The sequence below is a fragment of the Duganella sp. AC917 genome (genome assembly GCF_979258245.1).
Genome location: NZ_OZ409848.1, coordinates 1,049,219 through 1,066,409 on the forward strand (window position 1 = coordinate 1,049,219; position 17,191 = coordinate 1,066,409).

The window sequence follows — 17,191 nt, forward strand, 5'->3', positions numbered from 1 at the left end:
TTTTTGGAAAACGAAGCAATGGAAAGCAAAGACGTACTGCAGCCGCTGATCGAACAGCGCGCCGATCCTTTTATCATCCGCCACAGCGACGGCTATTATTACTTCACCGCCTCGGTGCCGCAGTACGACCGCATCGAGCTGCGTCGCGCGAAAACCATCGCCGGCCTGGTTGACGCCGAAAAGGTCGACGTCTGGTTCAAGCCGGAGACCGGCATGTACAGCGAACTGGTTTGGGCGCCCGAGATCCATTTCAACCAGGGCGCCTGGTACGTCTACTTCGCCGCCGCGCCGAGCCGCGAGATCAAATATAAGCTGTTCCAGCACCGCATGTACGCGATCCGTAACACCAACGCCAATCCACTGGAAGGCGAGTGGGAGTTCATGGGCCAGATCGACACCGGCATCGACACCTTCTGCCTGGACGCCACCACCTTCACCCACAACGGTCAGCTTTACTACCTGTGGGCGCAGAAGGACGTCGCCATCGAGGGCAACTCCAACCTGTACATCGCGCCGATGAAGACCCCATGGCAGCTGGGCGGCCCGCCGGTCATGCTGAGCAAGCCGGAATTCGACTGGGAGATCCGCGGCTTCTGGGTCAACGAAGGTCCGTCGGTGCTGAAAAAGAACGGCAAGATCTTCATCAGCTACTCGGCCAGCGCCACCGATGAGAACTACGCCATGGGCCTGTTGTGGGCGGACGAAAACGCCGACCTGCTGGACCCGGCCTCGTGGACCAAACTGAAGGAGCCGGTGCTGCAAACCTGCTTCGATCACGGCGTTTATGGGCCGGGACATAACAGTTTCACGATTGGCGATGATGGCGAAACTGTCATGTTGGTTTATCATGCAAGGACCTACACCGAGATTATCGGCGACCCGCTGTGGAATCCGGACCGTCACACCTACGTCAAGCCGCTCAAGTGGGACGCGCAGGGCATGCCGGTCTTCGGAAAGCCTTCGATCGCCTGACCTTGGTCCGTGCGGCCGGTCGCTGGGCGACCGCCAAAGAATAATCGCGGCGGCCGGTGGGTTCATTCCCCCCGGCCGCCGCCTCATTTGAAAGTCATCTTATGCAAGCCTCGATTATGCAAGCCTCGATCACCGAATCGCCGTTCGGCCAAATGGCCGACGGCCGCGACGTCACCCGCTACACGCTGACCAACGCCAACGGCATGATCGTCAAGATCATCAACCTAGGCGGCGCCATCACCGAAATCCATGTGCCCGACCGCAGCGGCACGCTGGCCGATGTCAATTGCGGCTACGACGATGTGGCCGCGTACATGGGCGACTCCCATTACTTCGGCGCGCTGATCGGCCGTTATGGCAATCGCATCGCCAACGCGCGCTTCACGCTCGACGGAGAAACCGTCGCGCTGGACGTCAACAACGGCGTCAATCACCTGCATGGCGGGATCGACGGCTTCCACCGCCGCCTGTGGACCGCGGAAACCTTCACCACCCCGCAGTCGGCCGGCCTGATACTGAGTTATCTGAGCGCCGACGGGGAGCAGGGCTATCCCGGCAACCTGGAAGTGACGGTCATCTATGAGCTGCGCAACGATAACGAATTGCGTATCGCATTCCACGCCATCACCGACAAGGCCACACCGGTCAACCTGACCAACCACGCGTATTTCAACCTGGCCGGCAAGGGCGATATCCTGAGCCATGAGCTGACCATCGTGGCCGACGCCTACACGCCGATCGACGATGTGCAGATCCCGCTCGGCGATTTGCCGCCGGTCGAGGGCACGCCGTTCGACTTCCGCACGCCGCATGCGATCGGCGAGCGTATCGACCAGGATGATGAGCAATTGCGCAACGGCTTTGGCTACGACCATAACTTCGTGCTGAAAAAATCGAAGCCGGGCGCGCTGGAGATGGCGGCCCGCGTGCGCGATCCGGCTTCCGGCCGTGTGCTGGAGGTGTGGAGCCAAGAGCCGGGCATCCAGTTCTACAGCGGGAATTTCATGAATGACAAGATGACCGGAAAAGGGCGGATCTACAGCTATCGCAGCGCGTTCTGCCTCGAACCGCAGCACTTCCCCGATTCGCCGAACCGGCCTGATTTTCCGTCGACAATACTGCGTCCGGGTGAGGAATACTCGACCGTGATGGCTTACCGCTTCAGCACCGACCAATAAACCGTCTCGCGGAGCGCCTTGATACCGATTTTGATATCGAAGTTGATTAATAATTTATTGGAAAGATATCTCAGTCCACTTTAGTATGCTTTATCGATGCGGGGGCATGACATTCACGTCTCCGCACAGGAAAATACTGAGGAGAATTGCATGTCTGACAATGAAAACAAGAAGGTAAAGCTGCGCTCCGCCGAATGGTTCGGCACCCAGGACAAAAACGGTTTCATGTACCGCAGCTGGATGAAAAATCAGGGCATTCCTGATCACGAATTCCAGGGCAAACCAATTATCGGCATCTGCAACACGTGGTCTGAACTGACCCCTTGCAACGCCCACTTCCGCAAACTGGCGGAACACGTCAAACGCGGCATCCTCGAAGCCGGCGGCTTCCCGGTTGAATTCCCAGTCTTCTCCAACGGCGAATCGAATCTCCGTCCCACCGCCATGTTGACCCGTAACCTGGCCAGCATGGACGTCGAAGAATCCATTCGTGGCAATCCAATGGACGGCGTCGTGCTGCTGGTCGGCTGCGACAAGACCACCCCTGCGCTGCTGATGGGCGCCGCCTCGGTCGACATCCCGACCATCGTCGTCACCGGCGGCCCTATGCTGAACGGTAAGCTGAACGGCAAAAATATCGGCTCCGGCACCGCCGTCTGGCAGTTGCACGAACAGGTCAAGGCCGGCGAACTCAGTATGCACGATTTCCTCGCCGCCGAAGCGGGCCACTCCCGCTCCGCCGGCACCTGCAACACCATGGGCACGGCGTCGACGATGGCCTGCATGGCCGAATCGCTGGGCACCTCGCTGCCGCACAACGCCGCCATTCCGGCGGTCGACGCGCGCCGCTACGTGCTGGCCCACATGTCGGGCATGCGCATCGTCGACATGGTCAAGGAAGACCTGAAGCTGTCGAAGATCCTGACCAAGGAGAATTTCGAGAACGCGATCCGCGTCAACGCCGCCATCGGCGGCTCGACCAACGCCGTGATCCACCTGAAAGCCATCGCCGGCCGCATTGGCGTCGATCTGGAACTGGAAGACTGGACCCGCGTCGGCCGCGGCATGCCGACCATCGTCGACCTGCTGCCGTCGGGCCGCTTCCTGATGGAAGAGTTCTATTATGCAGGCGGCCTGCCGGCCGCGATCCGCCGCATGGGCGAGGGCAAGCTGCTGCCCAACCCGGACGCGCTGACCGTCAACGGCAAGACCATCTGGGAAAACTGCCAGGACGCGCCGATCTACGACGACGAAGTGATACGTCCGCTCGAGAAGCCGCTGCTGAAGGATGGCGGCATCTGCATCCTGCGCGGTAACCTGGCGCCGCGCGGCGCCGTGCTGAAACCATCGGCGGCGACGCCTGAACTGATGCAGCATCGCGGCCAGGCCGTGGTGTTCGAGGACTTTGAACACTATAAGAGCCGCATCATCGATCCGGATCTGGTGGTCGACGCGAACTCGGTGCTGGTGATGAAGAACTGCGGCCCGAAAGGTTATCCGGGCATGGCCGAAGTAGGGAACATGGGCCTGCCGCCTAAACTGCTGGCGGCCGGCGTCAAGGACATGGTCCGCATCTCCGACGCCCGCATGAGCGGCACCGCCTACGGCACCGTCGTGCTGCACGTGGCGCCGGAAGCGATGGCCGGCGGCCCGCTGGGCATCGTCAAGGATGGCGACTGGATCACTCTGGATTGCGCAGGCGGTTTGCTGAACCTGGAAATCTCGGACGCCGAAATGGCCGAACGCCAGGCCGCCCGCGTGCCGGGCAGCGCGCCAGGTCCAAAGACCGGCTACCAGCAGCTCTACATCGAACACGTGCTGCAAGCGGATGAAGGTTGCGACTTCGATTTCCTGGTCGGGAATCGTGGCTCGGCTGTTCCTCGCCACTCGCACTAATCAAATCCGGAGATACCATGTTACTCGTACAATTCAAGAACGAACAAGGCGCGCGCCAGATCGGCGTGCTGGAACAAGACACCATCCGCATCATCGACGGCTACAGCACCACTTACGCGCTGGCCCAGGATGCGATCCGCAAATCTACCGGCCTGGCCGCGCTGGTGGACAAATCGGTCGGCAGCGCCACCGCTTCGTTTGGAGCCGTCACCGCCGCCGGCCGCCTGCTGGCGCCACTGGACCACACCGACGACGCGCATACCTACGTCACCGGCACCGGCCTGACGCACCTGGGCAGTGCAGACACCCGCGACGCCATGCACAAGAAAATCGGTGGCGATGTCGAGACCCTGAGCGACTCCATGAAGATGTTCCGCATGGGCGTCGAAGGCGGCAAGCCCGCCGCAGGTGAAGCCGGCGTACAGCCGGAATGGTTCTACAAGGGTGACGGCTCGATCGTGTCCGCCAGCGGCCAGGACCTGAGCATGCCCGACTTCGCGCTCGACGGCGGCGAAGAGCCGGAAGTAGCCGGTTTGTACGTGATCGGCGACGACGGCCAGCCTTACCGCGTCGGCTACGCCATCGGCAACGAGTTTTCGGACCACGTGACCGAACGTCAAAACTATTTGTACCTGGCCCACTCCAAGCTGCGCGCCTGCGGCCTTGGCCCGGCGCTGCTGGTCGGCGAAGCGCCGGCCAATATCCAGGGCACCTCGCGCATCTACGACGTCGACGGCAAGGTACGCTGGGAGAAGGCGTTCGTTAGCGGCGAGCAGAATATGTCGCACACCATCGGCAATCTGGAACACCACCACTTCAAATACCCGCTGTTCAAGCGCGCCGGCGATGTGCATATCCATTTCTTCGGCACCGCCACCCTGAGCGTGGCCGACAACATCGTCGTCAAGCCGGGCGAAACGTTCGAGATCGAGTCGCCACAGTTCGGCCCTGCGCTGCGCAACAAGCTGACCGTGTACAAAACCGAAGTAGCGAAAGTAAAGACCTTATGATCATCACCGGCGATTCGCTGATTGGCGGCCAGGCCGTCAAAGGCACCGGCGCCGCTTTCCGCGCCTACAATCCAGCGCTGCAGCAGTCGATGGACCCGGAGTTCACGACGGCGGACGTCAATCAGATCGACCAGGCTTGCCGCCTGGCAGAAGCGGCCTTCGACACCTTCCGTTCGCTGAGCGACGAGAAGCGCGCCGTGTTCCTGGAAACCGTCGGCGAACAAATCATGGCCCTGGGCGATGTGCTGGTCGAGCGCGTGATGGCTGAAAGCGGCCTGCCGCGCGCACGCGTCGAGGGTGAACGTGGCCGTACCGTCGGCCAGTTGAAATTGTTCGCCAACCTGCTGCGTGAAGGTTCGTGGAACGACGTCCGCATCGACAAGGCGCTTCCTGATCGCGCGCCGCCGCGTCCCGATATCCGCATGCGCATGATCGGACTCGGTCCGGTCGCTGTTTTCTCGGCCAGTAACTTCCCGCTGGCGTTCTCCGTCGCCGGCGGCGACACCGCATCGGCCTTCGCGGCCGGCTGCCCGGTGGTGCTGAAGGCGCACTTTGCCCACCCCGGCACCTCGGAGCTGGTTGGCCGCGCGGTGGTCAAGGCGGTCGAGATTTGCGGCCTGCCGGCCGGCGTATTCTCGCTGGTCACTGGTGTCGGCAACGACATCGGCCAACAGGTGGTGCGTCATCCATCGATCAAGGCGGTTGGTTTCACCGGCTCGCGTGGCGGTGGCCTGGCGCTGATGGCGGTGGCCGCCGCGCGTCCGGTGCCGATTCCGGTGTATGCCGAAATGAGCTCGATCAATCCGGTGTTCCTGCTGCCGAAGGCTCTGGCCAGCCGCGCCGAGGATTTGGCCGCCGGCTTCTCGGCGTCGCTGGTGCTGGGCGTGGGCCAGATGTGCACCAACCCAGGCCTGGTGATCGGTATCGCCGGCCCGGATCTGGAGCGCTTCAAGGCTGCCGCATCCAAGGCGCTCGAAGGCGGCGCGGCCTGCGCCATGCTGTCGCCGGGTATCGCCGGCAGCTACAAGCGCGGCATCTCGCAACTGGCCGACAACGCCGACGTCAACACGCTGGCGCTGGCGCCGCAGTCTGAAGGCAAGGCCGCTCCTGCGCTGTTCGATACGAGCAGCGCGGCATTCCTGGATCAACACGTGCTGTCGGAAGAAGTATTCGGCCCGGCCTCGCTGGTTGTCGCCTGCAAGGATATCGCTGAAATGCGCCAGATCGCCGAAAAACTGGAAGGCCAGCTGACCGCGACCTTGCTGATGGACGATGCGGACCTGGACGCGGCGCAGCAACTGCTGCCGGTGCTGGAACGTAAAGTCGGCCGCATCCTGGCCAACGGCTATCCAACCGGCGTGGAAGTTTGCAGCGCCATGGTCCATGGCGGCCCGTTCCCGTCGACGTCGGACGGCCGCAGCACGTCGGTCGGCACCGGCGCGATCGCGCGCTTCCTGCGTCCGGTCTCGTACCAGAACCTGCCGCAGCCGCTGCTGCCGCAAGTGCTGCGTGACGAAGGCGGCGCGGCATGGCGCCGGCTTGAAGGTGAACTGACCCACAAGTGATCGTGGTGGCTGTACCGGCCCCGCTACGGCGGGGCTTTCGTCTATAAAAATAACGGAGACTGTATGACCCAATTGGCAAAATTCGCCAGCCTGCGCGGCAAGCGCGTGTTCATCACCGGTGGCGGCACCGGCATCGGCGAGGCGATGGTGATTTCATTCGCCGAGCAGGGCGCCAAAGTGGCCTTTGTCGACATCGCCCGCGACGCCAGCCTGGAACTGGTTCGCCGCGTCAAGGAAGCCGGCTACCCCGAGCCGGAGTTCCGCGTTTGCGACATCACCGACATTCCGGCGTTACAGTCCACCATGGCGGAATTGGCCGGCATCATCGGTTCCTTCGACATCCTCGTCAACAACGCCGCCAACGACCAGCGCCACGCAACCAAGGACGTCACCGTCGACTACTGGAACGAGCGTATCGCCATCAACCAGCGCCCGATGTTCTTCACCTGCCAATCCGTGTTCGAAGGCATGAAGGAAAAGGGCGGCGGCTCGATCATCAACGTCGGCTCGATCTCCTGGCAGGTCAAGAACGCCGGATATCCGGTGTATGCCACCTCCAAGGCGGCGACCCATGGCCTGACCCGCGGCCTGGCGCGCGAATTCGGCGCCCACGGCATCCGCATCAACACAGTCACGCCGGGCTGGGTGATGACGCAGCGTCAGATCGACCTGTGGCTGGACGATGCGGGCGAGCAGGATATCAAACGTAACCAGTGCATGCCGACGAAGCTGATGCCGCAGCATATCGCCTCGATGATTTTGTTCCTGGCCGCCGACGACGGCGCCATGTGCACGGCTCAAGAGTTCATCGTCGATGGAGGATGGGTTTAAGTTGTAACGCAGTAGAAGCACCAGCAAAACCGTTCGCCGCCCCGGAGACACCACCCTTAGAGTGGCGGGGCTACATAACCCTAAAAAATTGGTGAGAACATGGTGAATAAATTTATCTCCGCTGTCGCGGTGGGCGCCACAGCCGCGTCGACCGCTTTAGCGGCGTCCCCCGGCGCGTTGACGAGCCCCGACCGTCACATCAGCGTCCAGCTGAACGAGTCACCCGGCAAACCCCTGACCTACACCGTCTCCCGCGACGGCAAGCCGGTGCTACTGGCCTCCGAACTCGGGCTGCAGCTGCAAGGCGCCGACCTGGCCGGCGCGCTGACGATCGCCGCCAGCTCCAAGGTGAGCACCGTCACCGACAAGTATCAGATGGCCACGGGTAAAAAGCGTGACATCACCTACAGCGCCAACGAACAAACCTACTCCGTGCAGAACGCGCAAAAGCAGAAAATGGAGATCGTCTTCCGCGTGTCGAACGACGGCGTCGCCTTCCGCTATATCGTCGCCGAGCCGTCGCTGCCGCGCAAAAAACTGATCCAGGAACGCACCACGTTCGCGCTGCCGACATCGGCCAAGGCCTGGCTGCAGCCGATCGCCGTCGCGCAGACTGGCTGGGGGCGCACCAATCCGTCCTACGAAGAGCACTACCAGATGGACATCCCGGTCGGCACGGTCTCGCCGTCGCCGGCCGGCTGGGTATTCCCGGCACTGTTCAAGGCCGGCGACAACTGGCTGGCGATCTCGGAAGCGGGCATGGATGGCAGCTTCCAGGGATCGCGCCTGGCGCCAGATTCCAAAGGCGGCAAATACAGCATCGGCAATCCGATGAAAGAGGAAGTATTCCCGGACCGTGGCCTGTTGGCCGATGTCGAAGGCACACTGACCTCGCCTTGGCGCCTGATGGCGCTTGGTTCGTTGTCGACCGTGGTCGGTTCGACCCTTGGCACCGACCTGGCCGCGCCGGCGATCGCGTTCGACAAGCAGCTGGTCAAGCCGGGCCACGCCTCGTGGAGCTGGGCGCTGCTGAAGGATGACGCCACCGTCTTCGACGTGCAGAAGAAGTTCATCGACTACGCCGCCGACATGAAGTGGGACTACACGCTGGTGGACGCCGACTGGGACCGCAAGATCGGCTACGAAAAGATGAAGGAACTGGCCGACTACGCCGCCACCAAGAAGGTCGGCGTGCTGGTTTGGTACAACTCGTCCGGTCCATGGAACTCGACCGAGTACTCGCCAAAAGGCAAACTGCTGACGCACGAGCAGCGCGTGGCGGAGTTCAAACGCCTGCGCCAGATGGGCATCAAGGGCGTCAAGATCGACTTCTTCAACGGCGATGCGCAGTCGATGATTGCCTATTACGTCGATATACTGAACGACGCCGCCGCGGCTGGCCTGCTGGTCAACTTCCACGGCGCGACCTTGCCGCGCGGCTGGACCCGCACCTGGCCCAACCTGATGACGATGGAAGCGGTGCGCGGCATGGAGTTCACCACCTTCGAGCAGGCCGACGAGGACAAGATGCCGACCCACGCGGCGATGATGCCGTTCGCTCGCAATCTGTTCGATCCGATGGACTTCACGCCGATGGTGTTCGGCGATATCCCCAAGATCAAGCGCACCAGCAGCAATGGCTTCGAACTGGCGACATCGGTGCTGTACGTTTCGGGCATTCAGCATTTCGCTGAAGTGCCGGAGGGGATGGCGACCGTGCCGGCCTACGTCAAGAGCTTCCTTCAGGAGTTGCCGCGCAGCTGGGACGACAGCCGCCTGGTTGACGGGTACCCGGGTAAGTACGCGGTGGTGGCGCGTCGCGCGGGCGACACCTGGTACATCGCCGGCATCAACGCCACCGAATCCGACAAGGCGCTGACACTGGACTTGTCCTTTGCCGGCGCCAAGCAGGGAACGATCATCGCCGACGGTGAAGGCGAACGTAGTTTTAGCCAACGCGAAATCGCCGGCGGCAAAAAAGCAGCAGTAACCATCAAGCCGCACGGCGGCTTCGTGATAACAATAAAACAGTAATCAGGAGATTTAAAATATGAATCACATCAAACGTGCTGTTCTCACCCTGTGCGTGCTGGCTTCGGGCGCCGCCTTCGCCGCGCCTGTCGGCGTGACGATCGATACCACCAAGCCTGGTCCGGTCATCAACAAAAACATCTATGGGCAGTTCGCCGAGCATCTGGGTACCGGTATCTATGAAGGTATCTGGGTCGGTCCGAAGTCGAAAATCCCGAACGTCAATGGCTGGCGCAAGGACGTCGTCGGCGCGCTCAAAGCCATGCACGTGCCGCTGGTGCGCTGGCCGGGCGGCTGCTTCGCCGACGAATACCACTGGCGCGACGGCATCGGCGCGCGCGAGAAGCGTCCGGTCAAGGTCAACACCAACTGGGGCGGCGTGGAAGAAGACAACGCCGTCGGCACCCACGAATTCTTCGAACTGGCCGAGCAGCTTGGCGCCGAGACCTACGTCAACGGCAACCTGGGCACCGGCAGCGCGCAAGAGATGTCGGAATGGGTCGAGTACATGACCTCCGACAGCAAATCGACCCTGGCGCAACTGCGCCGCAAGAATGGCCGCGACAAGCCGTTCAAAGTCGATTACTTCGCCATCGGTAACGAGGCCTGGGGCTGCGGCGGTAACATGTCGCCGCAACACTACGCGAACCTGTACAAAAACGTCGAGACATTCCTGCGCGCGCCGCCGCAGTATCGCCCGAAGATGATCGCCAGCGGCGGCAACGACAGCGACCTGACGTGGACCGAAACCCTGAGCAAAGAGCTCAAGAAGCAAACCTACGGCATCAGCTTCCACTACTACACCATTCCGACCGGCCAGTGGGAAGTGAAGGGCATGGCGACCGGCTTCAAGGAAGACCAGTGGTTCTCGACCTTGTCCAATACGATCAAGATGGATGGCTTCATCAAGACCAACGCTGCGATCATGGACAAGCACGACCCCGAGAAGAAGTTGGGCTTTCTGGTCGACGAGTGGGGCACCTGGTATGACGTCGAGAAGGGCACCAACGCCGGCTTCCTGTTCCAGCAAAACACGCTGCGCGACGCGGTGGTGGCGGCCCTGAACTTCAACATCTTCCACGACCACGCCGACCGCGTGCGCATGACGAATATCGCGCAGATGGTCAACGTGCTGCAGGCGATGATCATCACCGACAAGGACAAGATGGTGCTGACGCCGACGTACCACGCGTTCCAGATGTATGTGCCGTTCCAGGACGCGACCTCGCTGCCGCTGAAGCTGACGAACAATCCGCAGTATTCGTATAACGGCAGCAGCATTCCGGAGATCAGCGCCTCGGCCGCCCGCGCCAAGGACGGCAAGCTGTATCTGGCCCTGGTCAACACCAACCCGACCAAGGAAGCGGAAATCGCCGTGGACGTGCCGGGTCAGGCCATCAAATCGGTCAACGGCCGCGTGCTGACGTCGGCCGCGATGGATACGCATAACACGTTCCAGTCGCCGGAAGCGATCAAGCCGGCGCCGTTCAGCGCCACCGCAGGCGCGGATGGCAAGCTGACGGTCAAGATTCCGGCCAAGGCCGTGATCGTGGTCGCTGTGGAGTAAGTGGTGTCCCGCGAGGCCGTGCCGGTGGCATGGCCTCGCATCGTTAATCGAGGTTGTGAATGAAGTATATTTTTTCGACGATGGCGCTGGTGTTGGGTGTGGCCGGCCTGTCGGCGTGCACTGCAAAGGAAGTCAGCGTCCATGATCCGGTAATGGCCAAGGAGGGCGATACCTATTACGTCTTCAGCACCGGGCCGGGTATCACTTTCTACAGTTCGACCAATATGAAGGACTGGAAGCTCGAAGGTCCGGTTTTCAAGCAACAGCCGCTGTGGGCCAAGCGCGCCGCGCCAACCTTCGACGGCCATATCTGGGCGCCGGACGTGCAGTTCCATAACGGTAAATACTATTTATATTATTCGGTGTCGGGATTCGGCAAAAATGCATCGGGAATCGGCGTGACGGTCAACAAGACGCTCAATCCGCGCTCGCCGGACTACCGCTGGGAAGACAAGGGTATGGTGCTGCAGTCGGTACCGCTGCGTGACGACTGGAACGCCATCGATGCGAACATCGTCGAAGACGACAAGGGCGTGGCCTGGATGTCGTTCGGCTCCTTCTGGAGCGGCCTGAAACTGGTCAAGCTGAATGATGCCTGGACCGGCTTGGCGGAGCCGCAGGAGTGGCATTCGATCGCCAGCCGAACCGCCAACGTCGACGCCCCGGCCGGCAAGGACGCAGGGCCGGGCGAGATCGAGGCGCCGTTCATCTTCAAGAAGAGCGGCTACTACTATCTGTTCGCATCGTTCGGACTGTGCTGCCGCAAGGGCGATAGCACCTACAACGTCGTCGTCGGCCGCTCGACATCCGTCACCGGACCTTATGTCGACAAAAATGGCGTGGATATGATGAAGGGCGGCGGTTCGCTGCTGATCGCCGGCGACAAGGACTGGAAGGGTTTGGGCCACAACAGCGCTTACACGATGGACGGCAAGGATTATCTCGTGCTGCACGCCTACGAGACCGCCGACAACTACCTGCAAAAGCTGAAGATCATGGAAATGAAATGGGATACCAACGATTGGCCGACGGTTGACCAGGCCGATTTGAACAAATACCGCAGCACGCAGCTGCCCGTCAAATAATGACGGCGGCCACCCACAAGCCGGCGCGCCGCCGTACCTTGCGCTACGCCGCCAGTGCGATGGCGGCAGCGACGGTTCCACCGATGGCCGGCGCGGCGACGCGTACCGATGCCACCGCGCCAACGGACAAAGCGCCGGTGCGCCTGTTTCCGCTGTCGGCGGTGCGCCTGACCGCAAGTCCGTTCCTCGAAGCCCAGCAAACCGACCTGCGTTACATCATGGCGCTGAACCCGGACCGGCTGCTGGCGCCATTCCTGCGCGAAGCTGGTCTGGCGCCTAAGCAGGCCAGCTACGGCAACTGGGAGTCGACAGGGCTGGATGGCCACATGGGCGGCCACTATTTGACCGCGCTGGCGCTGATGTTTGCCGCCACCGGCGATGAGGCGGTCCTCACGCGCCTGAACTACTTTGTGAGCGAACTTAAACGCTGCCAGTCGAGCAATGGCGACGGCTACATCGGCGGCGTGCCAGGCGGCGCCGCCGCGTGGCGCGATATCGCACAAGGAAAACTGCAGGCCGACGGCTTTTCGGTCAACGGCAAGTGGGTCCCTTGGTACAACCTGCACAAGCTGTACGCAGGCCTGCGCGACGCCTACGTCTACGCCGGTAACCAGGACGCGCGCGCGATGCTGATCGCGCTGTGCGACTGGACGGTCGGCCTGATGTCGCACCTGAGCGATGAACAGATGCAGACCATGCTGCGGTGCGAGCATGGCGGCATGAACGAAGTGTTGGCCGATGTCTCCGAGATGACAGGCCAGAAAAAGTACATGGACCTGGCGATCCGATTTTCGCATCAGGCGATCCTGCGTCCGCTGGAGGATGGCAAGGACCAGTTGACCGGTCTGCACGCGAACACGCAAATCCCGAAAGTGATCGGCTTCAAGCGCATTGGCGACATCACCGGCCGGCGCGACTGGCAGAAAGCCGCGCAGTTCTTCTGGCAAACCGTGCACGATTACCGCACCGTCGCCATCGGCGGCAACAGCGTCAAGGAACACTTCCACGACCAGAACGACTTCTCGTCGATGATCGAGGAGGTGGAAGGCCCAGAGACCTGCAATACCTACAATATGCTCAAGCTCACCGGACTGCTGTTCTCCGGCGACGCCAAGGGCAGCTACGCCGATTACTACGAGCGCGCGCTGTACAACCACATTCTGGGATCGCAGCGTCCGCACAGCGGCGGCTTTGTCTACTTCACGCCGATGCGGCCGAATCACTACCGCGTGTATTCGCAGCCGCAGCAGGGCATGTGGTGCTGCGTGGGCTCGGGCCTCGAGAGCCACGCCAAGTACTGCGAGTTCATTTACGCCCATCGCGGCGACAGCCTGTATGTCAACCTGTTCATTCCGTCGACCTTGAACTGGCGCGAGCAGGGCGTCTCCATCCGCCAGTCCAACCGCTTCCCGGATGAAGGCAGCAGCACCATTACCGTCAAGGGCAACAAGACCTTCACGTTGAAGATACGCTATCCCGAATGGGTGGCGCCGGGGGCGCTGCGCGTCGCCGTCAACGGCAAGCCGGTTGCTGCCAGTATCGGCGCCGATCGCTATGTCAGCGTCCGTCGGCAGTGGCGCGACGGCGACAAGGTCGATATCGCCCTGCCAATGAAAACGCGGCTCGAACAGATGCCGGACAAGTCCAATTACTACGCCGTGCTGCACGGCCCCGTGGTGCTGGCGGCAAAGACCAATCCGTTCCCGGACGAGAAACTGAACTACCTGGCCGACGACTCGCGCATGGGGCATATCGCCTCCGGACCGATTAGCCCGCTGGGAGCCGCGCCTGTACTGGTCGATGACAGTCCCGCTTTCGAAGGCCGCTTCAAGCCGGTGACGGGCAGGCCGCTGACGTTTGTCGCCCCTGGACTGGTGGAGGGCAGGGATGGCAAGCAGGCTACCACCTTCGTGCCGTTCTTCCGGGTGCATGACTCGCGCTACATGGTGTATTGGCCGTATTCCACGGCTGCCGATCTGGCGGCCACGCGGGCAAAGGCTGCGGAGGATGAGGCGGCGCGGCTTGCACTGGACGCGCGCACCATCGACCAGGTGGCGCCGGGCGAGCAGCAGCCGGAGTCGGATCACTTCTTCAAGGCCGAAGGCGGCGAATCCGGCCTGGCCAAGGGACGTCACTGGCGCCACGCGACCAGCTGGTTCAGTTACGACCTGACCGACAAAAAGTCGGAGGCCCGTGCCTTGAGCCTTACCTATTCGAAGGGCGACGCCGGCCGCCGGTTCGATATCCTGATCAACGGCCAGTTGCTGGCCGAGGTCAAACTCGATGCCCGGGCGCCGCAAGAACTCTACACAGTGGACTATCCGATTCCGCCGGCGCTGGCTGCGGCGGGCGGCAAACTGGTGGTCAAGTTCGTGGCGCGCGACGGTTCCGTCGCTGGTGGACTATACGGCCTGCGCCTGCTGCGCTGAGCCGGGCCGCCGTCGATCACCTGCTATGTGTATTCCGTGTCGCGGGACGCCTGATGGCGATCGGCGCGACCGAAAAAAATAAGATCAACCTGGAGAGAGCTATGAAAACGAAATTGATGAAAATTGCCGCCATCGCAGCGGCGGGGATGGCCTTTGCCGCGACCAACGCGCAAGCAGCCAACCCGATGTTCCCGAAATTGTTCACCGCCGATCCGTCGGCCTATGTCGACGGCGGAACGGTCTACCTGTACGTGGGCGTCGACAGCGCCTCGGTCAAGGATAAAGACTATGTGATGAAGGAATGGCGCGTCTACAGCAGCTGCGACATGAAGAACTGGACCGACCGCGGCTCGCCGCTCAAGCCGTCCGCCTTCAAATGGGCGATCGGCAAGGTCGACGCCTGGGCCGCCGACGTGACCAAGCGCGATGGCAAGTACTACTTCTATTCGACGGTCGATCACGCGACCATCCCGGGCCGCGCCATCGGCGTTGCCGTCTCCGACAAGCCGGAAGGCCCGTTCGTCGACGCGCGCGATTCGGCGCTGGTGACCAACGACATGACGCTCGAAGCGCCGATCGCTTGGGATGACATTGACCCGGGCGTGTTCGTCGACGACGACGGCCAGGCGTATCTGTACTGGGGTAACACGGTGCTCAAATACGCCAAGCTCAAACCGAACATGATCGAATTCGATGGCCCGATCCATACGGTCGGCATGGACCGCTTCACCGAGGCGCCGTATATGCACAAGCACAAGGGCGTGTACTACCTGTCGTATTCGCGCGACTTCCCCGAGACCACCGCGTACATGATGTCGAACAGCCCGATTGGGCCATGGAAGTTCGGCGGCGTGATCATGGAGAAGAACGCCAAGGTCAAGACCATCCACCAGGCGATCATCGAATTCAACGGCAAAAACTACATCTTCTACCATAACGACAAGCTGCCGACCGGCGGCGAGTACCGTCGTTCGGTGGCGGTGGAGGAGTTCCAGTACAACGCCGACGGCACCATTCCGTTCATCAAGCAAACCAAGGAAGGGCCTGCGGCCAATCCTAGTTCGGCGTGCAAGTGATATTCAAATGATGGGATTTGACCCTAAATCAATACCCATCGTGATATCATTTTCCTATGGATACTAATTCGAACTGGTTCCTGCGCGCGCGCCTCAAAACGCGCCAGCTGCTGCTGCTGATCGCGCTGGACGAACAACGCAACATCCACCGTGCGTCGGAAGATCTGCACATGACGCAGCCGGCCGCGTCGAAACAGCTCAAGGACCTCGAGGAGATGCTCGGCGTGCAGCTGTTCGACCGTCTGCCGCGCGGCATGGAGCCGACCATCTACGGCGAGACGATGATACGCCACGCCCGCATGGCGCTGACCAGCCTCTCGCTGGCGCACGAGGATATCGTCGCCATCAAGGCCGGCCTGACCGGGCAGGTGGACATCGGCACCATCATGACGCCGGGGATCTCGCTGCTGCCGCAGGCGATCACGCGCACCAAGCAGGCGTCGCCCCGTTTGCGCATCGGCGTCGAGATGGAGCAGTCCAACATCCTGCTTGAACAGCTGCAGCGCGGCCGGCTCGATTTCATGATCGGCCGTATTCCCGAGCGTCAGAGCGCGCAAGGGCTGGCGTACGAGGAGTTGGGCGACGAGCCGGCGTGCGCGGTGGTGCGTCCCGGCCATCCGCTGCTCAAGGCGCGCAACCTGCAGCTGCGCGATATCGCCGGGCAGCCGTGGATTTTGCCGCCGCAGGGCAGCATCCTGCGCGCGCGTTGCGAGTTGATGTTCCGCCGCGCGGGCCTGGAAGTGCCGGGCAACGTGGTCGACACCACGGCGGTGCTGCTGATTAAACCGCTGTTGCAGCAGACCGACGCGCTGAACGTGATGCCGATCGCGGTGGCGAAGTATTACGAGTCGCAGGGTGTGCTCAACATCCTGCCGATCGAGCTGCCATGCCGGATGGACGCATTCGGCATCATCACGGTGGACGGCCATTTGATGTCCCCGGGCGCGGCGCTGCTGCTGCGCTATGTGCGGGAAGTGGCGAAAGACATCTACCAGATCGCCTGATCGCCTACCGGTGCTGGCGCACATGGTCGCTCAGGCGGCCATCTGCGCCATCTCGCGGCACGAGTGCTCGCATACCTCGCAGGCCCGCAGGCATTCTTCCATCCCATCGAGTTCGCGGCAGCTCAGGGCGCAGGCGTGGCATACCTCGGCGCACAGCGCGCACAGGCGCTCGGAGAACGGCGAACCGCTCAGCTGCAGATTGGCCGACAGCTCGCACACCGCCGCGCAATCGAACATCAGCCGCAGATGGTCCGGCGCGACGTGGCGCCCGCCCATTTGCAGACAATGGGTCATCGCGGTCTGCAGGCAGGCCTGATGACAGTTGGTGCAGGCATCGATACAGTCCTGCATATTGGGTAGGGCATCCATGGCTTTCCTTTTTTTCGTGTGGTCGAAAACACCATGGTAGGCCGCCGCAGGCAAGATCTCTGTGCGCTGACTCTCTTTATGAATTGCCGATCTGATATCTAACAAACGTCGGTTCGAGATAGTCGATTGCCTGCGGGGTGGATTATCTGGCACTATTGCCGGATTGATCTGATTTCCG

The 17,191-nt window shown here is 61.9% G+C and carries 13 protein-coding genes; 12 read left to right on the forward strand and 1 reads right to left on the reverse strand.

From position 1 onward, the window contains the following. Positions 1 to 18 precede the first annotated feature (18 nt). The 12 genes from ACZ0BA_RS04670 (at position 19) to ACZ0BA_RS04725 (ending at position 16,644) form a co-directional block, all read left to right on the forward strand. Positions 19 to 972, forward strand: a complete 954-nt coding sequence (locus ACZ0BA_RS04670; RefSeq protein WP_463450169.1) for a glycoside hydrolase family 43 protein — start codon at positions 19 to 21, stop codon at positions 970 to 972. Positions 973 to 1,088: 116 nt separating this feature from the next. Next, positions 1,089 to 2,150 (forward strand): aldose epimerase family protein, encoded by a 1,062-nt coding sequence (locus tag ACZ0BA_RS04675; RefSeq protein WP_463454708.1) that lies wholly within the window; start codon positions 1,089 to 1,091, stop codon positions 2,148 to 2,150. 150 nt (positions 2,151 to 2,300) lie between these two features. Then, on the forward strand, positions 2,301 to 4,046 hold the full coding sequence (locus ACZ0BA_RS04680) for an IlvD/Edd family dehydratase (RefSeq protein ID WP_463450170.1): 1,746 nt from the start codon (positions 2,301 to 2,303) through the stop codon (positions 4,044 to 4,046). Between the two features lie 17 nt (positions 4,047 to 4,063). Continuing rightward, positions 4,064 to 5,056, forward strand: a complete 993-nt coding sequence (araD1, locus tag ACZ0BA_RS04685) for an AraD1 family protein (protein ID WP_463450171.1) — start codon at positions 4,064 to 4,066, stop codon at positions 5,054 to 5,056. Next, positions 5,053 to 6,621, forward strand: coding sequence for an aldehyde dehydrogenase (NADP(+)) (locus tag ACZ0BA_RS04690; RefSeq protein WP_463450172.1), 1,569 nt, complete (start codon positions 5,053 to 5,055; stop codon positions 6,619 to 6,621). The genes araD1 and ACZ0BA_RS04690 overlap by 4 nt, the downstream gene beginning before the upstream one ends. 63 nt (positions 6,622 to 6,684) lie before the next feature. Then, on the forward strand, positions 6,685 to 7,452 hold the full coding sequence (locus tag ACZ0BA_RS04695) for an SDR family NAD(P)-dependent oxidoreductase (protein WP_463450173.1): 768 nt from the start codon (positions 6,685 to 6,687) through the stop codon (positions 7,450 to 7,452). A 99-nt stretch (positions 7,453 to 7,551) separates the two neighbouring features. Further along, the gene (locus ACZ0BA_RS04700) at positions 7,552 to 9,486 is read left to right on the forward strand and encodes a glycoside hydrolase family 97 protein (protein WP_463450174.1); all 1,935 of its coding nucleotides are present in this window, start codon (positions 7,552 to 7,554) and stop codon (positions 9,484 to 9,486) included. A 16-nt stretch (positions 9,487 to 9,502) separates the two neighbouring features. Further along, on the forward strand, positions 9,503 to 11,050 hold the full coding sequence (locus tag ACZ0BA_RS04705; RefSeq protein WP_463450175.1) for an alpha-N-arabinofuranosidase: 1,548 nt from the start codon (positions 9,503 to 9,505) through the stop codon (positions 11,048 to 11,050). Positions 11,051 to 11,109: 59 nt separating this feature from the next. Then, entirely contained in the window at positions 11,110 to 12,135 is a 1,026-nt protein-coding gene (locus tag ACZ0BA_RS04710) for a family 43 glycosylhydrolase (RefSeq protein WP_463450176.1), read from the forward strand. Then, positions 12,135 to 14,564, forward strand: coding sequence for a beta-L-arabinofuranosidase domain-containing protein (locus ACZ0BA_RS04715; protein WP_463450177.1), 2,430 nt, complete (start codon positions 12,135 to 12,137; stop codon positions 14,562 to 14,564). Before ACZ0BA_RS04710 ends, ACZ0BA_RS04715 begins: the two co-directional genes overlap by 1 nt. 101 nt (positions 14,565 to 14,665) lie before the next feature. After that, complete coding sequence (locus tag ACZ0BA_RS04720) at positions 14,666 to 15,640, forward strand: glycoside hydrolase family 43 protein (RefSeq protein WP_463450178.1); 975 nt, start codon at positions 14,666 to 14,668, stop codon at positions 15,638 to 15,640. A 56-nt stretch (positions 15,641 to 15,696) separates the two neighbouring features. Next, positions 15,697 to 16,644, forward strand: a complete 948-nt coding sequence (locus tag ACZ0BA_RS04725; protein ID WP_090314101.1) for a LysR family transcriptional regulator — start codon at positions 15,697 to 15,699, stop codon at positions 16,642 to 16,644. A gap of 30 nt (positions 16,645 to 16,674) precedes the next feature. Here the strand turns inward: ACZ0BA_RS04725 and ACZ0BA_RS04730 are convergent, their stop codons facing one another. Continuing rightward, positions 16,675 to 17,013, reverse strand: coding sequence for a four-helix bundle copper-binding protein (locus ACZ0BA_RS04730; RefSeq protein WP_463450179.1), 339 nt, complete (start codon positions 17,011 to 17,013; stop codon positions 16,675 to 16,677). Positions 17,014 to 17,191 lie beyond the last annotated feature (178 nt).

Coding starts and splice junctions, on each gene's coding strand:
- ACZ0BA_RS04705 (WP_463450175.1), top strand. CDS start 9,503: ATGAATCACATCAAACGTGCTGTTCTCACCCTGTGCGTGCTGGCTTCG.
- ACZ0BA_RS04710 (WP_463450176.1), top strand. CDS start 11,110: ATGAAGTATATTTTTTCGACGATGGCGCTGGTGTTGGGTGTGGCCGGC.
- ACZ0BA_RS04715 (WP_463450177.1), top strand. CDS start 12,135: ATGACGGCGGCCACCCACAAGCCGGCGCGCCGCCGTACCTTGCGCTAC.
- araD1 (WP_463450171.1), top strand. CDS start 4,064: ATGTTACTCGTACAATTCAAGAACGAACAAGGCGCGCGCCAGATCGGC.
- ACZ0BA_RS04680 (WP_463450170.1), top strand. CDS start 2,301: ATGTCTGACAATGAAAACAAGAAGGTAAAGCTGCGCTCCGCCGAATGG.
- ACZ0BA_RS04690 (WP_463450172.1), top strand. CDS start 5,053: ATGATCATCACCGGCGATTCGCTGATTGGCGGCCAGGCCGTCAAAGGC.
- ACZ0BA_RS04730 (WP_463450179.1), bottom strand. CDS start 17,013: ATGGATGCCCTACCCAATATGCAGGACTGTATCGATGCCTGCACCAAC.
- ACZ0BA_RS04725 (WP_090314101.1), top strand. CDS start 15,697: ATGGATACTAATTCGAACTGGTTCCTGCGCGCGCGCCTCAAAACGCGC.
- ACZ0BA_RS04670 (WP_463450169.1), top strand. CDS start 19: ATGGAAAGCAAAGACGTACTGCAGCCGCTGATCGAACAGCGCGCCGAT.
- ACZ0BA_RS04675 (WP_463454708.1), top strand. CDS start 1,089: ATGCAAGCCTCGATCACCGAATCGCCGTTCGGCCAAATGGCCGACGGC.
- ACZ0BA_RS04700 (WP_463450174.1), top strand. CDS start 7,552: ATGGTGAATAAATTTATCTCCGCTGTCGCGGTGGGCGCCACAGCCGCG.
- ACZ0BA_RS04695 (WP_463450173.1), top strand. CDS start 6,685: ATGACCCAATTGGCAAAATTCGCCAGCCTGCGCGGCAAGCGCGTGTTC.
- ACZ0BA_RS04720 (WP_463450178.1), top strand. CDS start 14,666: ATGAAAACGAAATTGATGAAAATTGCCGCCATCGCAGCGGCGGGGATG.